Annotated in this window: 18 protein-coding genes and 1 pseudogene; 12 read left to right on the forward strand and 7 right to left on the reverse strand. The window is 65.2% G+C overall.

The features are described from left to right. The first annotated feature begins 227 nt into the window (after positions 1 to 227). A complete protein-coding gene (locus ABID58_RS11030; protein WP_354032651.1) occupies positions 228 to 1,472 on the forward strand; it encodes an amidase in 1,245 nt (414 codons plus the stop codon). Here the strand turns inward: ABID58_RS11030 and ABID58_RS11035 are convergent. The 4 genes from ABID58_RS11035 to ABID58_RS11050 all read right to left on the reverse strand — a co-directional run bounded on the left by ABID58_RS11035 (position 1,464) and on the right by ABID58_RS11050 (position 5,735). Next, positions 1,464 to 2,636: a patatin-like phospholipase family protein gene (locus ABID58_RS11035; protein WP_354032652.1), complete on the reverse strand. Its 1,173-nt coding sequence runs from the start codon at positions 2,634 to 2,636 to the stop codon at positions 1,464 to 1,466. The two genes, ABID58_RS11030 and ABID58_RS11035, sit on opposite strands and share 9 nt — an antisense overlap. A gap of 149 nt (positions 2,637 to 2,785) precedes the next feature. Continuing rightward, positions 2,786 to 3,382, reverse strand: a complete 597-nt coding sequence (plsY, locus tag ABID58_RS11040; RefSeq protein ID WP_148754935.1) for a glycerol-3-phosphate 1-O-acyltransferase PlsY — start codon at positions 3,380 to 3,382, stop codon at positions 2,786 to 2,788. 98 nt (positions 3,383 to 3,480) lie between these two features. After that, positions 3,481 to 4,782, reverse strand: coding sequence for a dihydroorotase (locus ABID58_RS11045; RefSeq protein ID WP_148754936.1), 1,302 nt, complete (start codon positions 4,780 to 4,782; stop codon positions 3,481 to 3,483). A 5-nt stretch (positions 4,783 to 4,787) separates the two neighbouring features. Beyond that, entirely contained in the window at positions 4,788 to 5,735 is a 948-nt protein-coding gene (locus ABID58_RS11050; protein ID WP_148754911.1) for an aspartate carbamoyltransferase catalytic subunit, read from the reverse strand. Positions 5,736 to 5,941: 206 nt separating this feature from the next. Between ABID58_RS11050 and ABID58_RS11055 the strand changes: the two genes are divergently transcribed. The 4 genes and pseudogenes from ABID58_RS11055 to ABID58_RS11070 all read left to right on the forward strand — a co-directional run bounded on the left by ABID58_RS11055 (position 5,942) and on the right by ABID58_RS11070 (position 10,044). Continuing rightward, positions 5,942 to 6,706: a M15 family metallopeptidase gene (locus tag ABID58_RS11055; RefSeq protein ID WP_354032803.1), complete on the forward strand. Its 765-nt coding sequence runs from the start codon at positions 5,942 to 5,944 to the stop codon at positions 6,704 to 6,706. 21 nt (positions 6,707 to 6,727) lie between these two features. Continuing rightward, positions 6,728 to 8,370, forward strand: a pseudogene (locus ABID58_RS11060) (acyl-CoA dehydrogenase family protein). A 23-nt stretch (positions 8,371 to 8,393) separates the two neighbouring features. Next, entirely contained in the window at positions 8,394 to 9,158 is a 765-nt protein-coding gene (locus tag ABID58_RS11065; RefSeq protein ID WP_148754937.1) for a CPBP family intramembrane glutamic endopeptidase, read from the forward strand. A gap of 127 nt (positions 9,159 to 9,285) precedes the next feature. Next, on the forward strand, positions 9,286 to 10,044 hold the full coding sequence (locus ABID58_RS11070; RefSeq protein ID WP_354032653.1) for a CPBP family intramembrane glutamic endopeptidase: 759 nt from the start codon (positions 9,286 to 9,288) through the stop codon (positions 10,042 to 10,044). Here the strand turns inward: ABID58_RS11070 and ABID58_RS11075 are convergent. The 3 genes from ABID58_RS11075 to ABID58_RS11085 form a co-directional block, all read right to left on the reverse strand. After that, positions 10,041 to 10,973, reverse strand: coding sequence for an AEC family transporter (locus ABID58_RS11075; RefSeq protein WP_354032654.1), 933 nt, complete (start codon positions 10,971 to 10,973; stop codon positions 10,041 to 10,043). The two genes, ABID58_RS11070 and ABID58_RS11075, sit on opposite strands and share 4 nt — an antisense overlap. Positions 10,974 to 10,976: 3 nt before the next feature. Further along, positions 10,977 to 11,468, reverse strand: a complete 492-nt coding sequence (gene ruvX / locus ABID58_RS11080; protein ID WP_148754915.1) for a Holliday junction resolvase RuvX — start codon at positions 11,466 to 11,468, stop codon at positions 10,977 to 10,979. Positions 11,469 to 11,544: 76 nt separating this feature from the next. Beyond that, on the reverse strand, positions 11,545 to 12,435 hold the full coding sequence (locus ABID58_RS11085; protein WP_354032655.1) for a LysR family transcriptional regulator: 891 nt from the start codon (positions 12,433 to 12,435) through the stop codon (positions 11,545 to 11,547). A gap of 96 nt (positions 12,436 to 12,531) precedes the next feature. Here ABID58_RS11085 and ABID58_RS11090 point away from each other — a divergent pair, with 96 nt between their 5' ends. From ABID58_RS11090 to gatB, 7 genes are all read left to right on the forward strand, one after another. Further along, entirely contained in the window at positions 12,532 to 13,509 is a 978-nt protein-coding gene (locus ABID58_RS11090) for an NAD(P)H-dependent flavin oxidoreductase (protein WP_354032656.1), read from the forward strand. Between the two features lie 17 nt (positions 13,510 to 13,526). Beyond that, on the forward strand, positions 13,527 to 14,603 hold the full coding sequence (locus ABID58_RS11095; RefSeq protein WP_354032657.1) for an NAD(P)H-dependent flavin oxidoreductase: 1,077 nt from the start codon (positions 13,527 to 13,529) through the stop codon (positions 14,601 to 14,603). 76 nt (positions 14,604 to 14,679) lie between these two features. Further along, positions 14,680 to 14,967, forward strand: coding sequence for an Asp-tRNA(Asn)/Glu-tRNA(Gln) amidotransferase subunit GatC (gene gatC / locus ABID58_RS11100; protein ID WP_354032658.1), 288 nt, complete (start codon positions 14,680 to 14,682; stop codon positions 14,965 to 14,967). Between the two features lie 21 nt (positions 14,968 to 14,988). Further along, positions 14,989 to 15,201, forward strand: coding sequence for a hypothetical protein (locus tag ABID58_RS11105; RefSeq protein ID WP_354032659.1), 213 nt, complete (start codon positions 14,989 to 14,991; stop codon positions 15,199 to 15,201). Then, positions 15,198 to 16,673, forward strand: coding sequence for an Asp-tRNA(Asn)/Glu-tRNA(Gln) amidotransferase subunit GatA (gene gatA, locus ABID58_RS11110; protein ID WP_354032660.1), 1,476 nt, complete (start codon positions 15,198 to 15,200; stop codon positions 16,671 to 16,673). The genes ABID58_RS11105 and gatA overlap by 4 nt, the downstream gene beginning before the upstream one ends. After that, positions 16,664 to 16,966 (forward strand): hypothetical protein, encoded by a 303-nt coding sequence (locus tag ABID58_RS11115; protein WP_354032661.1) that lies wholly within the window; start codon positions 16,664 to 16,666, stop codon positions 16,964 to 16,966. Before gatA ends, ABID58_RS11115 begins: the two co-directional genes overlap by 10 nt. Beyond that, on the forward strand, positions 16,963 to 18,441 hold the full coding sequence (gene gatB / locus ABID58_RS11120; protein WP_354032662.1) for an Asp-tRNA(Asn)/Glu-tRNA(Gln) amidotransferase subunit GatB: 1,479 nt from the start codon (positions 16,963 to 16,965) through the stop codon (positions 18,439 to 18,441). Before ABID58_RS11115 ends, gatB begins: the two co-directional genes overlap by 4 nt. Positions 18,442 to 19,870: the final 1,429 nt, after the last annotated feature.

A 19,870-nucleotide genomic window follows, 5' to 3' on the forward strand; every position in this document is an offset into this window, starting at 1 on the left:
GCGGCATAAATAGAAATGATAGAAAGTCACCGTTTCTAATTTTGAACCTAAGGACCAGCGCGCGCGGCGACGAGTGCTGCGGCCGAGATGCCTCTCTTGAACTGCTCGACGCATTCATTCGATCGGTGTTGTCTCGCCAGACTCCACGCATGGTTTGCTCGCGTCGACGTGCGCTTGCACGGCCTCGTCGCGATGCTAAAAGCGATCCCAATAAGAAGGATTTTGCCATGATCTCACTCGCCGACCTCCAGCGCCGCGTCGCGAGCGGAGAGCTTTCGCCCGATGACGCCATTGCCCAGTCGCACGCGGCGATCGAGGCCAAGGAGAAGGATGTTCGCGCGTTCGTCCGTCACGACAAGTCGGCGAAAGCTCAGTCCTCCGGCCCGCTGCGGGGCATCGCGGTCGGCATCAAGGACATCATCGACACCGCTGATATGCCGACCGAGATGGGCTCGGAGATCTATCGCGGCTGGCAGCCGCGCTCGGACGCGCCGGTGGTGATGATGCTGAAGCGGGCGGGCGCCACCATCATCGGCAAGACCACGACCACGGCGTTCGCCTCGCGCGATCCGACCTCGACGCTCAATCCGCACAATCTGGGCCATACGCCGGGCGGCTCGTCCTCGGGCTCGGCGGCGGCCGTCGGCGCCGGCATGATCCCGCTGGCGTTGGGCACCCAGACCGGCGGATCGGTGATCCGGCCCGCCGCCTATTGCGGCGCAGCCGCGATCAAGCCGTCGTTCCGGATGCTGCCGACCATCGGCGTCAAATGCTATTCGTGGGCGCTCGACACGGTCGGCCTGTTTGGATCCCGCGCAGAGGATCTCGCGCGCGGGTTGCTGGCAATCACCGGGCGTACTGAATTCGACGGCATTGTCGCGGCGAAGACGCCGCGCATCGGCGTTGTCAGGCAGGAGTTTGCCGAGGCCGTCGAGCCGGCGGCCGAAGAGGGGTTGCTGGCGGCGATCAAGGCGGCCGGGCGCGCCGGCGCCAGCGTGAAGACCATCGATCTGCCCGAGGCGGTGCAGGAAGCCTGGCGCATCCATCCCATCATCCAGGATTTTGAGGCGCATCGCGCGCTCGCCTGGGAGTTCGACCAGCATCACGACGAGATCGCGCCGATGCTGCGCGAGAGTCTCGACGCCACTGTCGGACTGACGCCGAAGGAATATGACGACGCCCGCCGGATCGCGCGACGCGGTCGTCGCGAGTTGGCTGAAATGTTCGAGGGTTTCGACGTGCTGCTGACCTATTCGGCGCCGGGCACAGCGCCGGCCAAGGAACTCGCCTCGACCGGCTCGCCCCGCTACAACCGGCTGTGGACGCTGATGGGCAACCCTTGCGTCAACGTGCCGGTGATGAAGGTCGGTGGCCTGCCGATTGGCGTGCAGGTGATTGCGCGCTTCGGCAACGATCCCGTCGCGCTGGCGGCGGCGTGGTTCCTGGAGGATGCGCTGGCGAAGTCAGGCTAGCGCGGGTTCGCGATCGTCCGATCTGATCTGCACCGCGGCGGCATGCGAACTCGGCCCGAGCCAGCGCTCGGCGGCTTCGCGGCCGCTTCGGTGCAACAGGCGGATGAAGCCGCGGCCGAGGTCGGTGGACGAGCGCTGCGCCAGGCCCTCGATCGAGTCTTCCGCGGCAATTTTGGAGAGGCGCAGTGCGGGCGCTGCGTGGGACTGCGCCCATGCGATTGCTGCGATCTCGGCGTTGAGCGCGGCGTTGGCCGCGATCTGGTCGAGGCGGCGATCGATCGCGGCGAGCGTGATCGGCACATAGCTGTCGCGCGTGGGGGTGACCTGGACGAGCAGCAGATCGGCGGCTGCCGATTGCTGCGCCAGCTCGATCAGCGGCGGATTGCCGCCAAGCCCGCCATCCCAATAGGCCTCGCCGTCGATCTCGACGGCGCAGTGAACCAGCGGCGGGCAGGTCGAGGCCAGCGCGACGTCGGCGGTCACGGCGTCATTGCCAAAAATCTGTTGCTGCCCGTCGCGGATCCGCGTTGCCGCGATCAAGAGCTTTGGGCATCTGGCATTGCGCAAGTCGGCAAAATTGATGTCGCGTGACAGCGCCAGGCGCAGCGGATCGAGATCGAACGGATCGAACTGGCCGGAGCGCAACGTCGGCCCGAAGGCGAGCGAGCTTCCCGCCGGCGAGAAGCCGCCGATCAGCATCAGCGAGCGGAACGAGGCCTCGTGCATCAGCCGGATCCAGAACCGGTTCAGCCGGCTGCGAGCGCCTTCGCGGCCGCCTTCTGCAAGGCCGCAGGCCAGCAGCAGCGCGTTGATGGCGCCGGCGCTGGCGCCGCTGATAGTATCGAATTCAATCGACGGCTCTTCCAGCAGCCGCTCCAGCACGCCCCAGGTGAAGGCGGCAAAGGTCCCGCCGCCCTGAAGCGCTAGTGACAGTTTTCGCGGCGGCCATGGCTCGGCGCGCGGCTGGGCAGGCGCAGCACTGGTTACGACCTTGACCGTTGCAGGAGCTTGCACCACGGGAGCAGGTGGAGGTGCGGGGACAGGCTTCGGCGCGGGAGGCAGTAAGGGCACGTTGGACCAGACGTTGGTCGATGAGAGCAGCCGGCTTGCCGCAGTGCCCTGCGAGCCGCCGTCGTCATGCGTGCCGTCCATCTTCTCGCTCATTCTGAGCAACCGCGTAACACCATTTCCGCCGTCAGGATGACAGGCATGGAACCCGCTCGCCACTGTGGCCGCGAAGGGCTTCCGAGTTGCGAACAGGAATTGGCATATAATGCGGTTGCCCCGCGGCGGTATCCGGACTTTTTCCGGCCTTACGCCTTCTCGCCGATCCGGCTTTCCTTGCCTGATTGCAGCCGCTTGATGTTCTCGCGATGCGCGTAGAACAGCAGCAGCGTCAGCACCACGGCCAGTGAGGCCAACTCATAGTTGCCAAAAAACCAGAGTGAGATTGGCGTTACGAACGCCGCCACGAGCGCCGAGAGCGACGAGTAGCGGGTGGTGAAGGCGGTGGCGAGCCAAACGATACAGAAGACCAAGGCACCGGCCGGAATCAGCCCTAGCAGGATGCCGATATAGACCGCGACGCCCTTGCCGCCTTTGAACTTCAGCCAGACCGGGAAGAGATGGCCGAGGAAGGCGCCGAGGCCCGCCACCATCGCGGCATTGGGGCCGGCGATGTAGCCGGCGATCAGCACGGCCACGGTGCCCTTGAGCGCATCGAGCAGCAGGGTGCCCGCGGCGAGACTCTTGCGGCCGGTGCGCAGCACATTGGTGGCGCCGATGCTGCCGGAACCGATCGAGCGGATATCCTGCGTGCCGGCAAGCCTGGTCAGCACCAGCCCGAACGGAATCGAGCCAAGCAAGTAGCCGATGACGAAGGCCACCGGCAGGAATGCATCAAGCCCCATGGCGGTGTCTCCATGGCCGACATAGCCAGCGCCCATGATCCGGTCCTGACATATTGCCGCGACGCGAGACGGGCCCCGCATCGCCAAAAGACGGCATCCTAGACATGCTCAAAAACCGTCCGTCCGCCAACGATGGTCCGCACCACGCGACCTGTAAAGCGGGCTTCGTCGAACGGGGTGTTCTTGCACGGCGATTTGAGGTCGGCGGGATCGACCACCCAGGGCACGTCGGGATCAATCACGATGACGTCGGCCGGGCTGCCTGCGCGCAGGGTTCCGCCGGGCAGGCCCAGAATCTCCGCCGGCCGGGTCGACATCGCCCGGATCAGCGTCTTGAGGTCGAGCTCCTCATTGTGAACCAGCCGCAGGCCCGCGGGCAGCATGGTCTCGAGCCCGATGGCGCCTGGAGCCGCTTCCGCAAACGGCAGGCGCTTCATCTCGACGTCGTGCGGATTGTGATCGGACATGATGACATCAACGAGGCCGGAGGCCACCGCCTCCACCAGCGCGCGGCGATCGTCCTCCGTGCGCAGCGGCGGCGACAATTTCAGGAAGGACCGGTAGGGGCCGATGTCGTTCTCGTTCAGCGCAAGATGGTTGATCGAGACCGAGGCGGTGACGGCAAGGCCTGCGTCGCGGGCGCGCTTCAGGATCTCGAGCGACTCGATGCAGGACAGCGACGCGGCGTGATAGCGGCCGCCGGTCAGTGCGACCAGGCGCATGTCGCGTTCGAGGATCACGGCCTCGGCGGCCTTGGGGATGCCCATCAGGCCGAGGCGCGAGGCGAACTCGCCCTCGTTCATCACGCCTTCGCCGACGAGATCGGGGTCCTCGGTGTGATGCACGATCAGCGCGTCGAAGTCGCGCGCGTAAGTCAGCGCGCGCCGCATCACCTGCGCATTGGTGACGCTGCGGTCGCCATCGCTGAAGGCCACGGCGCCTGCGGCCTTGAGCAGGCCGAACTCGGTCATCTCCTCGCCGCGCATGCCCTTGGTCAGCGCCGCCATCGGCTGGATGTTGACGATCGCGGTGTCGCGCGCACGCCGCATCACGAAATCGACGGTCGCGGAGTTGTCGATGACCGGAGAGGTCTCGGGCTGGCAGATGATGGTGGTGATGCCGCCGGTCGCGGCCGCCTGGCTCGCGGACGCAAAGGTCTCGCGATGGCTGAAGCCGGGCTCGCCGACGAAGGCGCGCATGTCGATCAGGCCGGGCGCCACGATCATGCCGGAGCAATTGACGACGTCGGTGCCCTCGGGGACGCCGGCGGCACCAATGCCGCGACGGGTCTCGCGGATGACGCCGTCGGCAATCAGGACGTCGCCGGGACCGTCGAAATCCCTGCTGGGATCGACGACGCGGGCGTTGGCGAGCAGGATCGGGCGGCGGTCAATCAGCATGAGCATCACGCGTTCGGCAGGTTGCGGGCGAGCGCTTCGAGCACCGCCATGCGCACGGCCACGCCCATCTCCACCTGTTCGCGGATCAGGGACTGTGCGCCGTCGGCGACCGCCGTGTCGATCTCGACGCCGCGGTTCATGGGGCCTGGATGCATCACGAGTGCGTCGGGCTTGGCGTAGGCGAGCTTCTTCTGGTCGAGCCCGAAATAGTGGAAATATTCGGAGGTCGACGGCACGAAGGAGCCATTCATGCGCTCGCGCTGCAGCCGCAGCATCATGACGATATCCGCGCCGTTGAGCCCTTCGCGCATGTCGCGCGCGACCTCGACGCCCATCCGCTCGATGCCGGGCGGCAGCAGCGTGGAGGGGCCGACGACGCGGACGCGGGCGCCCATGGCGTTGAGCAGGATGATGTTGGAGCGGGCGACGCGCGAATGCAGCACGTCACCGCAGATCGCGACCACGAGGCCCTCGATCCGGCCCTTGTTGCGGCGGATGGTGAGTGCGTCGAGCAGCGCCTGCGTCGGATGCTCATGCGCGCCGTCGCCGGCATTGATCACGGAACCGTCAACCTTGCGGGCCAGCAGTTCCACCGCGCCGGAGGCGTGATGGCGCACCACCAGGATATCCGGATGCATGGCGTTCAGCGTCATCGCGGTGTCGACCAGCGTCTCGCCCTTCTTGATGGACGAGGAGGACACCGACATGTTCATGACGTCGGCACCCAAGCGTTTGCCGGCGAGCTCGAACGAAGACTGGGTCCGGGTCGAGGCCTCGAAGAACAGGTTTACCTGCGTCCGTCCACGCAGGACGGTGCGCTTCTTGTCAACCTGGCGGTTGAGCTCGACATATTCTTCGGACAGGTCGAGGAGGCCGCTGATGTCGGCCGCGGAAAGGCCCTCGATGCCCAGCAAATGCCGGTGGCCGAGGACGAAGGTCGATTTCGATGTCATTAAAGCGAGAGCTATAGGCGCGGATGGCGGAGGGAGCAAGGGCCAATGCCGGGGCGGGGAGTTATCCCCTGATCTGTCGGCCTATTGCCGACGTTGCATGCCCAAGCCGTCTATCTCCGTCATGCCCGGGCTTGTCCCGGGCATCCACGTTCTTAGGTGCTGCCGCAGAAAAGGCGTGGATGGCCGGGACAAGCCCGGCCATGACGATGTGGAGGCATCTCGTGAGATTATTTCCGACGGCGATTGGTGCGATAACCATAATCTCATCCGCTTCAGCCCAATCGCTCCCCGGCGGCTTCGTCTATCTGCGCGACGTCGATTCCACCATCATTCAGGACATCCGCTACGCCACCGTGAACAACTTCGTCGGGCGCCCGCTCGCCGGCTATGGTGCGGGCGAATGCGTGGTGACGCGGGAGGTGGGGCTGCGGCTGAAGGCGGTTCAGCAGGATCTTGCCACGCAAAATCTCTCGCTCAAAATGTTCGACTGCTACCGGCCGGCGCGTGCCTCGCTCGACATGGTGAAATGGTCGCAGAACGGCCACGAGACATCAGCCGATCGGCGCTACAATCCGAAGATCCCCAAGACCGAGCTGTTCCGCCTCGGCTATATCGCGAGCCGCTCGCAGCATTCGACGGGTGCGGCGCTCGACCTCACGCTGGTCGATCTCAAGGCTGACAATTCCGCCAAGATCGATCCGTCAAGATCCTACGCCGACTGCACGGCGCCGGTCGAGGCGCGGCCGCCGGAAGGCAGCGTCGACATGGGCACCGGCTATGATTGCACCGATGCGAAGGGGCATACCGCAGCACCGTCGATCACGCCCGATCAGCGCGCCTGGCGCAGACGGCTGGTGGCCGCGATGGCGAAGCAAGGCTTTGTGAACTATTCGAAGGAGTGGTGGCATTTTTCCCTGCCGGGGGTGGGCGGGGCGGCCTATGATTTCCCGATCCAGCCGCGGCGGAACTGATTCCGGTCCGAGGAAGCGCAGATGACCCAGCCAAGCTTCGCGACCCACGAGGTCTTCAACCAGTCGCCGCCGTTCGAGGACGTCGACCTGTTTGCCGTCGATCGCCCGCTGGTCGACGCTGTGAAGGCCAATGGCGGCGCCGCCGCGGAGCGGGAGCTGTCCGAGTTCGGGAAACATTGGGGCTCGGCGGCGATGGCCGATCGCGGGCGCGCGGCGAACGAGAACACGCCGAAACTCCGCACCTTCGATGCCAAGGGCAATCGCCGCGACCAGGTCGAATTTCATCCCGCCTATCATGAACTGATGGCGCACAGCGCGCATGCCGGCGTGCACAATTCGACGTGGATGGCGGATGGGACACCGGTGGGCGATGCCGCCGAAGTCATTCGTGCCGCAAAATTCTACATGGCCTCGCAGGTCGAGACCGGTCATCTATGCCCGATGACGATGACCCGCGCCTCCGTTGCGGCGCTGGCGATGCAGCCGGACCTGCTCGCCAAGGTGATGCCGGTGTTATCGACGAGGAGCTACGATCCCGGCTTCACGCCGTGGTGGGACAAGCGCGGCATGACGCTCGGCATGGGCATGACCGAAAAGCAGGGCGGCACCGACGTGCGCGCCAACATCACGCGTGCGGTGCGCGACGGGAACGCCTACCGCATCACCGGCCATAAATGGTTCATGTCGGCGCCGATGTGCGACGCGTTCCTGGTCCTGGCGCAGGCCGAGCAGGGACTGACCTGCTTCTTCATGCCGCGCTTCGCGCCGGACGGATCGGTCAACGCGATCCAGTTCCAGCGGCTCAAGGACAAGCTCGGCAATCGTTCAAATGCGTCCTCGGAAGTCGAGTTCGTCGGTGCCCATGCCGAATGCGTTGGTGAAGAAGGCAAGGGCATCCGCACTATCATCCAGATGGTGCAGTTGACGCGGCAGGATTGCGCGATTGCCTCGGTCGGCCTGATGCGCTCGGGCCTCGCGCACGCGCTGCATCACGCCCGTCACCGCAGTGTGTTCCAGAAACATCTCGCCGATCAGCCCTTGATGCAGGCCGTGCTGTCCGACATGGCGCTGCATGTCGAGGCGAGCACGGCGCTCGTCATGCGGCTCTGCCGCGCTTTCGACCGCACGCCGCATGACGCGGCTGACGCGGCCTACATGCGTCTGCTGACGCCCGCGATCAAATACTGGACCTGCAAGAGCGCACCGCCATTCCTTTATGAAGCAATGGAGTGCCTCGGCGGCAACGGCTATGTCGAGGACGGCATTCTGGCGCGCCACTACCGGGAGTCGCCGGTCAACGCGATCTGGGAAGGCTCGGGGAACGTGATGTGCCTCGACGTGCTGCGCGCGCTCTCGCGCGAGCCGGAGGCCGCGATGGCCGTGCTGCAATCGCTTGCGGCCGAGACGAAAGACCTGCCCGGGGCGAGCGAGGCGGTCGCTCTTATCGGGAAAACTTTCCGTCGCGCAACAGCGAGCGCATCGCGCGGCTCGCGGTCGAGAAGCTGGCGCTGCTGGCCGCCGCCGCGGCGCTCAACGGCGTCTCATCCCACCACGCTGAGCTGTTCGCCGCGACGCGCCTCGCCGTCAATCACGCCAGCATGTACGGTGCCGTGGAGCTCGAGAGCGGTGAGGTGCGTGGGCTGCTGGAGCGGGCGCTGCCGTGAGCCCGCCAAACGAAAGCCTTCTGATGGACACGCTCAATCCCGATCATCCGCCGCTGATCTTGAGGCCTGCGCCCCTGCGCGTCTGGAAGTTCTGGGGCACAGCGTTGTGGGGCCTGCTTGTCTTTGTCGCGATGTTCGTCGGCCAGGTTGGGGCGGTCCTGCTGCTAGGGGTCATGCGCGGGCTGCCGCTCGACATGAACTCGATCCAGTCGGTCGGCCGCGAACCGCAGGCGCTGGCGCTGTCCGTGATCATGGGCCTGCCTGCGACGCTCGCGGCGGTGTGGCTCGCCATCCGCATCAAGAAGGCATCCTTCGTTGACTATCTGGCGCTGCGCTGGCCGGCCTGGAGCCAGCTTTTGCTCGGCGCCGCCGGCCTCATCCTGGTCGTGATGGCCTGGGAGGTCGTGTCGCGATCCTTCGGCCGTGAGGCCACGCCAGGCTTCATGACCGACCTGTTGAAATCGGGCCGTGACAAGGGCGCCGCGCTGTTGCTGCTGTTCGCCTTCAGCGTGGCCGCGCCGATGTCGGAGGAGGTGCTCGCGCGCGGCTTCCTGTTCCGCGGCTGGTCGGCGAGCTTCCTGCGCGTGCCCGGCGCGATCATCCTGTCGTCGCTGGTGTGGACGGCGGTGCACCTGCAATACGATCTGTACTTTCTCGCCGAGGTGTTCTCCATCGGCCTCTGGTTCGGCTACATGCGCTACCGCGCCAACTCGCTCTGGCTCACCATTGTGCTGCATGCGCTGAACAACATGACGGCGGTGGTGCTGACGATGTGGCTGGGGGGGTGAGGCGAGGGGCCTGTTGTTTCGACCGCGCTGATCCTGAGCGGGGGCAATTGCCCGTCCGACGATCGCCTAGTATGTTGGGGTAGCACCTACACCCACCTTTGCTCCGACATTGTCGGGGAAAGCCCAAATGTCCGAACTCGAAAAGGCAGGCCCGTCCGCGGCCGGCTCAACCCGGCCGCCCCGGACATGGGATTTCATGCAGACGTTGCTCGTCGTCTTACTTGCTTACGGTGCATTTGTGCTGACGGGCGGGTTCGCGCTGAGGCTCTTGCTCGCCGCCTATGGTGGAACGAAGAACCTGACGCCGGCCGAGTTTCAAGCAGTGTGGGAGCAGGGTCGCTGGCAGGCGTCAGGCATCATCCTGGGAACGCCGGCTGCGATCGCTGTATTGTGGGTAGCGGTCCGGATGGCCGGAAGAGATTTCGCCGACTATCTGGCGCTGAACTGGCCGAGTCGCGACGAGGTGGTCTGCGGGTTCGGCGTCATGATCATTCTGATGACCATCGACACCTTCGTGACGATCAAGCTTGGCATGGTGGAGCCTCAGACCAATTCCGGCATCCTGGTTGGAGGGGCGATAGGGTTGTTCACTTTGGCGATCGGAATCTGCGTTGGGGCGCCGGTGTTCGAGGAGTTCGTTTTCCGAGGATTTATGTTTCGGGGCTGGTCTCAGTCGTTTCTCGGGCCGTACGGCGCCGTCGTGCTAACAGCGGCCCTCTGGGCGCTCAACCACACGCAGTACGGCTGGTATGACCGCTCCTGGCTTTTTGCAATAGGCCTCGTGCTTGGCTATTTTCGCTTGCGAGCTAATTCCACTTGGCTACCAGTGATGCTCCATTCGGGCATGAACACGGGTGTCCTCTTCCTCGGTGGGCCTTACGTTTAGGGCCCGGTGGCCACCAACGCGATCGCGATTGGCATCGTGATCGCCGCCAAAATCGTTTGCAGCGTGATGATCTGCGCCAGCAGCGGCGCATCGCCGCCCATCTGGCGGGCCAGCACGTAGGCGCTTGGCGAGGTCGGCACCGCCGCGCAGATCGCGACGATGGCGAGATTGGTACCTGACAGGCCAAACCAGACGGCGAGCACCAGCGCCAATACGGGCATCAGCGCCAGCTTGAACGCCACGCCGATCGTCGCGCCCAGCCTCGGGCGGAGCAGGCCCTTGAGCTGGAGGCCGGCGCCGGTGACGAGCAGGCCGATGGCGAGCGAGGAGCGGCCGAGCGCGTCGGCAACCTCGTGCCAAATTTTCGGCAGCGGCAGGTGAACCACATTGATGGTGAGGCCGATGATGCAGGCCCAGATCAGTGGATTGCGGATCACGGTCATGACGATGGCGCGCGCCGATTGCTTCTCCGGCGCGGCGTAATGCGCGAGCACGGCGACGCTGAACACGTTGACCAGCGGAATGATCGCGACCATCGCGACCGAGGCCAGCGCCAGCCCGACGTCACCGTACAGATTGGCGGAGACCGACAGCGCGACATAGGTCTGCCAGCGCGTCGCGCCCTGGAAGATCGAGGTGAAGGCGGGGCCGTCGATGTCGAGGCGCGCCAAGGCTGGCCGCAGCGCAAGGCACAACAGCGACATCGCCAGCGCCGACAGCAGCAGCGCGCCGCCGACGCCGGCGACCGGCACTTTTGTGAGGTCGGCTTTCACCAGCGTCTGGATCAGCAGCATCGGAAACAGCACGAAATAAGTCAGCCGCTCCAGCCCGTGCCATTGCGTGTCGAGCCGCATCAGGCTGCGCCTAAGCACCACGCCGAGCACGATGAGGATGAAGACCGGCAGCAGCGCCGCGATCACGACGGCCATGGATCAGCCATTCTCTGAAGCCGTGCGAAGATTGGCGAGCCGGTCAAGCGCGCCCTGCAGGATGAAGATCGCGGCGTGCTCGTCGATCACCTCGGCGCGCTTGGCGCGGCTAACGTCCATGCCGATCAGCTCGCGCTCGACCGCCGCAGTCGAGAGGCGCTCGTCCCAGAGGCCGATCGGAAGCGTGGTGAGGTTGGCCAGATTGCGCGCAAAGGCGCGGGTCGACTGCGCGCGCGGGCCCTCGCTGCCGTCCATGTTGATGGGCAGGCCGAGCACGAAGCCGACGACCTTGCGTTCGGCTGCGATGGCGAGCAGCCGCGCGGCGTCCTGCTTGAACGCCTTGCGCTGGATGGTCTCGACACCGGTCGCGAGCCGGCGGTCCGGATTGGATACGGCAACGCCAATGGTCTTGGTGCCAAGATCAAGGCCGATCAACCCGCCGCGGTCGGGCCAGTGGGTTGCAGCATCGACGAGGGGCAGGATAAGAGCCGGCATGGACTAGCGCATATCACGCGTCGCGCCGCGGAGTGAACCCCGATCTTGGCTCCCGTTGCGCTGCGGCGGTGGTTCATCAGGCCGCGATGATGTCGTCGGCCCTGGTCAGGCATGACAGGAAGCCATGAAGCGCGCTGGTTTGATGGCCGGCGCGACGCTGGATGAACAGCGTCTCGACGCGGCCATGCGACGGGCTCAGCGCGTGCATCGTCACGCTGCCGTTCATCGCGCTGCGCTCGACCACAGCGCGCGGCAGGAGCGTCACGCCCATGTCGGCGGCGACGCAGCCGATCATGCCGTCGAGCGTGCCGAGCTCGAAGCGCGCTGCCGAAGGCCAGCCGAATTCGACGAAGATCTGCTCGAGCCGCTGCCGATAGGTGCAACCGGTGCGGAACGCGAGCGCCGTCGGGCCGGATTCCGGCGTGCCGGCGCGCAGTTCGGCAAGCGAGGCCCAGCGCCGCGCGCTGACCAGCACCAGCTCTTCGCGGAATGCGCTTGTTACGGTGAGGTCGGCGTGCGCGATGGGGCCGGCGACGAAGGCGCCATCGAGTGTGCCTTCGAGCACGCCGGCGACGAGATCGGCGGTCGGCGACGTGCGCAGGCTGAGGCGCACGGCGGGGAAACGGCGGTGGAAATCGGACAGCAGCGGCGGCAGCCGCACTGCCGCCGTCGTCTCCATCGATCCGATCGACAGCGGCCCCTTCGGCTCGCCGTCGTCGCGCGCGGCGAGCACGGCTTCGCGCGACAACGCCGCCATTCGTTGCGCGTAAGGCAACAGCCTCTTGCCGGCGCCGGTCAGCGTCATGCCGCGGCTGTGACGCTCGAACAGCGGTGTGCCGATCTCGGCCTCCAAGGCCTTGATGCGCTGGGTGACGTTGGATTGCACCGTGTTGAGCTCTTCGGCGGCGCGCGTGATGCCCCCGGTGCGGGCGACCGCGGCAAAGGTCTGGATGTCGCTGAGTTCCATGGTGTCGTTTCGCTTTTGTGATGGCAGCGTTCGCTACAATTCATTTTTCGAGAATGCTAGTTGGGCCTAATGTTTCTGTCCAGAGCGGGAGAACGCATGCCGATCACCACGCCGCTGACGGAGCTTCTCGGGATCAGGCATCCGATCCTGTCGGCGCCCATGGACACGATCGCGGGCAGCCGGCTCACCCGCGCCGTCAGCGAGGCCGGCGGCTTCGGGATCCTCGGTGGTGGCTACGGTGACCGCGCCCGACTTCAGGCCGAGGCCGCGGAGTTGAAGGGTTTTGCGCCGTTCGGCATCGGCTTCATCACCTGGAGCCTGGCAAAGCAACCCGAGCTTCTTGAGATCGCGCTCGACGCCCGCCCGCAGGCCGTCATGTTGTCGTTCGGCGATCCCGCGCCGTTCGCGCCGCAGATCAAGGCCAGCGGTGCGCGATTGATGTGCCAGGTCCAGAGCGAGGACATGGCGAAACAGGCGCTCGATGCCGGCGCGGAGATCTTGATCGCGCAGGGGACGGAGGCGGGCGGCCATGGCGCATCGCGAACGACACTCGATATCGTGCCAGCAATCGTCGATCTCGCGGCCGGGCGCGTGCCTGTCGTCGCGGCTGGCGGGATCGCCGATGGTCGGGGCCTCGCCGCGATGATGGTGCTGGGCGCCTCCGGCGTGCTGGTCGGCACGCGCTTCTATGCGAGCGTGGAGGCCAATGCCGCTGCGGACGCCAAGGCGCGCATCCGGACGGCCGATTCGAACGACACAGTGCGCGGCGTCGTTCCCGACTGGTCGCGAAAACTGTTCTGGCCGGCGCCGTTCACTGCGCGAACGCTGGTCAACGGCCATATCAAGACCTGGACCGGCCGCGAGGTCGAGCTGATGCAGCGCGCAGACGACGTTGCCAAGGAATACGCCGCGGCAAAAATGGCGGGCGATTTCGAAATCGCGGCCGTCTTTGCGGGAGAAGCGGTCGGCCTGATCCATGATATTCCACCGGCGGCCGAGATCGTCGAACGGATTGCGACTGAGGCCGAGCAGCTCCTTGCCGGCCGGCGCAACGCCATCGCATCGCTCGCCTGAACCAAGAGAGACACACCATGTGGCCTGACCGTCGACTGATCGATCTCTTTAAGACCGAATTTCCGATCGTGCTGGCGCCGATGGCCGGCGTGATGGACGCCGAATTGGTGATCGCCGTGGCTCAGGGCGGCGGGCTTGGGTCGTTGCCGAGCGCGATGCTGTCGCCGGAGAAGGCGCGCGAGCAGGTCAACATCATTCGCCAGCGCGTGAAGGCGCCGGTCAACATGAACTTCTTTTGCCACACGCCGGTCGAGCTCACGGCCGAGGCCGAAGCGCGCTGGAAGCAGCGGCTCACGGGCTATTACGCCGAGCATGGCCTCGATCCCGCTGCGCCGATCAATGCCGCGAACCGCGCGCCGTTCGATGCCTCTTTCTGCGAGGTGGTCGAGGAGCTGAAGCCGGAGGTCGTCAGCTTCCATTTCGGCTTGCCGGAGCCGGCGCTGCTCAAGCGCGTCAAAGCGGCAGGCTGCCTCGTCATCTCGTCGGCCACGACAGTGAAGGAAGCGGTCTGGCTCGAACAGCGCGGCGTGGACGCCATCATTGCGCAAGGTGCCGAGGCCGGCGGCCATCGCGGCATGTTCCTGACCGACAAGATCTCGGAGCAGCCCGGCACGTTCGCGCTGGTGCCGCAGGTCGCCGATGCCGTGAAGGTGCCGGTGATCGCGGCCGGCGGCATTGCCGACGGGCGCGGCATCGCGGCCGCCTTCGCGCTCGGCGCCTCCGGCGTGCAGATCGGCAGCGCCTACTTGCGCTGTCCGGAGTCCAAGGTCAGCGCAGGCGGCCGCAAGGCGCTTGCCGAGGCGCGGGACGATTCCACGGTCATCACCAATGTGATGACCGGTCGCCCCGCGCGTGGTGTCCAGAACCGCCTGATGCGCGAGGCCGGCCCGATTTCGCCGGACGCGCCGCCGTTTCCCCACGCGGCGACCGCGCTGGGGCCGCTGAAGGCGGCGGCCGAGAAGCAAGGCCGGGTGGATTTCACCAATCTCTGGGCCGGGCAGGCGATCGGCCTCGGCCGGGAGCTCCCTGCGGCCGAATTGACCCGGGACCTCGCCAAATCGGCACTGGCCCGGCTGCGGCAGATGGCCGGGTAGTCCCCAGCGCCGGTTGCGGCGCAAAACCGGCCTCTGCTATACGGCACATAGGTTTTGCCGTGAGAGGCCTTATATAATGTCCGTCGACGCCGCTACCGTCCGCCGCATCGCGCATCTGGCGCGCATTGCGGTTTCCGAGGACGAGGTTCCGCATCTGCAGGGCGAGCTCAACGCCATGCTCGCCTTTGTCGAGCAGCTCTCCGAAGTCAATGTCGAGGGCGTGAAGCCGATGACCTCGGTCACCCCGATGCAGATGAAGAAGCGGCAAGACGTGGTCAATGACGGCGAGATCGCCGACGATATCGTTGCCAATGCGCCTGCGATCGAAGGTCACTTCTTCTTGGTGCCGAAGGTCGTTGAGTAATCCAATTCAGGACGCGTTCCGATGTGCATGCTTTGCGACGATGAGAAGGCCTATCAGGCCTACATGAACTACCTCGACAAGATGGAACGGCAGGGCAAGGCGGCCGATCCCAATGTCGCCGTCAATGCCGTGCTCGACGAGCTCGAGGCCGCTGCGAATGCGGCCGCCAAGAAAAACGACCCGGCCAACGACAAGACCCTGTCTCCGTTCTTCTGCAGCCCGATCAATAAATGACCGATTTGACATCGCTGACGCTCGCCGAGGCCCGCAAGGGTCTCGCGGCCAAGACTTTCACGTCCCTCGAGCTGACCGACGCGCATCTTTCCGCGATCGAAGCCGCGCGCATGCTCAATGCGTTCGTGATGGAGACGCCGGATCAGGCGCGCGCCATGGCCCGCGAGGCGGATGCCAAGATCGCCAATGGTGATGCAGGTCCGCTCGCCGGCATCCCGCTCGGCATCAAGGATCTGTTCGCGACCAAGGGCGTGCGCACCACGGCGTGCTCGAAGATCCTGGGCAATTTCGTGCCGACCTATGAGTCCACCGTGACCTCGCAGCTCTGGCGCGACGGCGCCGTGATGCTCGGCAAGCTCAACAATGACGAGTTCGCGATGGGCTCGGCGAACGAGACCTCGTGCTTCGGTCCCGTCGCCAATCCCTGGCGCCGCGCCGGCAGCAACACCGCGCTGGTGCCGGGCGGCTCGTCCGGCGGCTCGGCCTCCGCGGTGGCGGCGCTGCTCTGCATGGGCGCGACCGCGACCGACACCGGCGGCTCGATCCGCCAGCCGGCCGCGTTCACCGCGACCGTCGGCATCAAGCCGACCTATGGCCGTTGCTCGCGCTGGGGCATCGTCGCCTTTGCCTCCTCGCTCGACCAGGCCGGTCCGATCGCGCGGAGCACGCGCGATGCGGCGATGCTGCTGCGCTCGATGGCCGGGCACGATCCGAAGGACACGACCTCGGTCGACATTGCCGTGCCGGACTACGAGGCCGCGATCGGCAAGTCCGTGAAGGGCATCAGGATCGGCATCCCCAAGGAATATCGTCTCGATGGCATGCCGGCCGAGATCGAAAAACTCTGGAGCGAGGGCGCGGCCTGGCTGAAAGCGGCCGGCGCAGAGCTCGTCGAGGTGTCGCTGCCGCACACCAAATACGCGCTGCCGGCCTATTACATCGTGGCGCCGGCGGAGGCCTCGTCTAACCTCGCGCGCTATGACGGTGTCCGCTATGGCCTGCGCGAGCAGGGCAAGAGCATCACCGAGCTCTACGAGAACACCCGCGCCAGAGGCTTTGGCGCGGAGGTGCGCCGCCGCGTCATGATCGGCACCTATGTGCTCTCGGCCGGCTATTACGACGCTTATTACCTGCGTGCCCAGAAGGTGCGCACGCTGATCAAGAAGGATTTTGAGGATTGCTTCGCCAAGGGCGTCAACGCGATCCTGACGCCGGCGACGCCGTCGGCGGCCTTCGGCATCGGCGAGAAGGGCGGCGCCGACCCCGTCGAGATGTATCTCAACGACATCTTCACGGTCACCGTGAACATGGCGGGCCTGCCGGGCATCGCCGTGCCCGCCGGCAAGGACGCGCAGGGCCTGCCGCTCGGCCTGCAGCTGATCGGCCGTCCCTTCGACGAGGAGACGCTGTTCTCGCTCAGTGAGGTGATCGAGCAGGCCGCCGGCCGCTTCACGCCCGCGAGGTGGTGGTGAATGTCGCCGATTTCATCGCGAGCCTCGACGGCGCGGCGCCCGCGCCTGGCCTGAGCGCGCCGCTCGCCGGTCTCTGGTGGGCCGCGAAGGGCGACTGGGACCAGGCGCACAAGATCGTCCAGGACGACAATGGCCGCGCCGCCGCCTGGGTGCACGCCTATCTGCACCGCGTCGAAGGCGATCTCGGCAATGCCGGCTATTGGTACCGCCAGGCCGGCCAGCCTGCGGCAAAGGATTCATTGGAAGCGGAGTGGGAGCGGATCGCTGCCACGCTGCTCGGGAGCAAGACATGAGCACGGCCACGCACAAGCTTCTGAAGGGCTCAACCGGCGACTGGGAGATGGTCATTGGGATGGAGATCCATGCCCAGGTGACCTCGAACTCAAAGCTGTTCTCGGGCGCGTCCACCACGTTCGGCGGCGAGCCGAACAGCCACGTGTCGCTCGTTGACGCGGCGATGCCAGGCATGCTGCCCGTCATCAACGGGGAATGCGTCAGGCAGGCTGTCCGGACCGGCCTCGGCCTCAACGCAAAAATCAATCTGCGTTCAGTGTTCGACCGGAAAAACTATTTCTATCCGGACTCGCCGCAGGGCTACCAGATCAGCCAGTACAAATCGCCCGTTGTCGGCGAGGGCGAGGTCACGGTTGAATTGGGCGACGGCAAGACTGCCACGATCGGCATCGAGCGGCTGCACCTGGAGCAGGATGCCGGAAAATTGCTGCACGACCAGTCGCCGTCGCTGTCCTTTGTCGATCTCAACCGCTGCGGCGTCGCGCTGATGGAGATTGTCTCTAAACCGGACATCCGCGACGCCGAGCAGGCCAAGGCCTATGTGACCAAGCTGCGCTCGATCCTGCGCTATCTCGGCACCTGCGACGGCGACATGGAGAAGGGATCTTTGCGCGCCGACGTCAACGTCTCCGTGCGCAAGCCGGGCGCGCCGCTCGGCACCCGCTGCGAGATCAAGAACATGAACTCGATCAACTTCATCGGCCAGGCGATCGAGTACGAAGCGCGCCGCCAGATCGAGATCCTCGAGGATGGCGGCCAGATCGACCAGGAGACGCGGCTCTACGACCCCAACAAGGGTGAGACGCGCTCGATGCGCTCGAAGGAAGAGGCGCACGACTACCGCTACTTCCCCGATCCGGATTTGCTGCCGCTGGAGTTCTCGCAAGGCTTCGTCGACGAGCTGAAGGCTGAGCTCCCCGAGCTGCCGGACCAGAAGAAGACGCGCTTTGTCGCCGACCTCGGCCTGTCGGCTTACGACGCGAGCGTGCTCGTCGCCGAGCGCGAGAGCGCGGTGTTCTACGAAACGGTGCTCGACAGGCTCGCCAACCGCGCCCGCGATGGCAAGATGGCGGCGAACTGGGTGATCAACGAGCTGTTCGGCCGTCTCAATAAGGAGGGACGGGATATTACGGGCGCTCCGGTCAACGCCGAGCAGCTTGCCGCGATCGTCGACCTGATCGGCGAGGGCACGATCAGCGGCAAGATCGCCAAGGATCTGTTCGAGATCGTCTGGCAGGAGGGTGGCGACCCTCGCGCGCTGGTCGAAAGCCGCGGCATGAAGCAGGTCACGGATCTTTCGGCGATCGAAAAGGTTGTCGACGACATCATCGCGGCCAATCCCGACAAGGCCGCGCAGGTGAAGGACAAGCCGCAGTCGCTCGGCTGGTTCGTCGGCCAGGTGATGAAGTCATCCGGCGGCAAGGCGAACCCGCAGAGCGTCAACGAGCTGCTCAAGTCCAAGCTCGGCGTCTGACGTCGCGCGTTCGGACGAGACGGCGGGATGCTTGCCGTCACCTCGCGCCACGTCGAGACGAGACGAGACGCGCGCACGCATCGCAAACAGCAAACTTCATCCCGTTGAGGTCACGTTGCAGATGCGAATCGCGGCGGCGCGATTCGCATGAAACGGCGACTTGCACGCGCTCTGACGAGCGCTTCCGCCGTTAAGCATGAAAATAATTTCGTTGCCAAAATTCGCGACTCAGAGTCCGCGATTCGTCCCCGCGACGCCATCGCGCGCTTTGCAGTGCGCATCATCGCACTGATCATTCGTGATGTGCGCGCGCAGAATAATACTTGCTGCATAGTGTTTTCCTGCGATCGCGGCGCTTGCCGACGGCGACGTCACGAGAAGCATTTGCAATCGCTGACGCGTGTCTGTGCGTGCCGGCAAATCAAGCGCGGCTGGCGCACGCGCGCTGCGTCGTCAACACTTCCTTAAGTGAGAAGATGTTTTTTTCGTCGTGTTGGTGTATTCGGGGTGAGTGCACATTCGATCCCCGAATGCGCGCAGCGATTAAAGCCATCTCACACATCGGAGGGCAACATGGCCAAGAAAGCGAAGAAGGCGAAGAAGGCGAAGAGCGCAGTGAAGAAGACTGCGAAGAAGACCCGCAAGGTCGCGAAGAAGAAGAAGTAACTTCGACTTCTGAAGTTGCCGGCTCCCAGAGAGCCGGCACGTCATCAGCGCCTCCTGGAGGTTCTGGTCGACGATAGAGGGTGTCGGCGAGACATCAGGTCAACGGTCGGATCGTCAGCTTTCACGGGCTCGCTCGTCAAAGTCCGGTCCGGCAGAAGAAACAAGTTTTCTTCGTTCGGTGCGGCTCCTTGAATAAGGGCTCCGCAATTCCACAGACGGCCTTCGGGCCAATTTGGAATCTGATCCTGACGTGTTCGCCGACGCCCTCGTTCCCTGAGGCCGGGGTATTGCCGGCATTCCTTTCCCGACATTGTTGATCTGACCGCGACGATAGTCGCACTGCGCTGTCGCGTTGCCTTGGCCGCTTGGGTCTTGGGGCAGGCGAGAGCTGTGGTGTGATTGCGCGCCGCTTCCCCGCACGCGGTGTCATCGCCCGGCTTCGACCGGGCGATCCAGTACACCGCGGCTTCCCGGGGAACGATTGCTGCCTCTGGGAATACTGGGTCCCCAGTGCGCCAGTGCGCACAATGCGGGTGACGACAGTCGGTGGAGAAACACCACAGGACACGCACCACCGCGCGCGATGGTTATCGATGTCCGAAAATCCCAAGGTAAACCAAATCTGACGAATCGTAGAAGTGCCTGCATATCAGGGACTTCTCGAATTTCCCGCGCGTGGGGCGCGCGCATCCGTTTACGTCTGCTTCATCGCGATACTTAAACTGCCATTCAAATTTGCCCGCCATCATCGTCTCCAACAAGC

The organism is Bradyrhizobium sp. S3.2.6 (assembly GCF_040546885.1).
GTDB classification, from domain to species: domain Bacteria; phylum Pseudomonadota; class Alphaproteobacteria; order Rhizobiales; family Xanthobacteraceae; genus Bradyrhizobium; species Bradyrhizobium cytisi.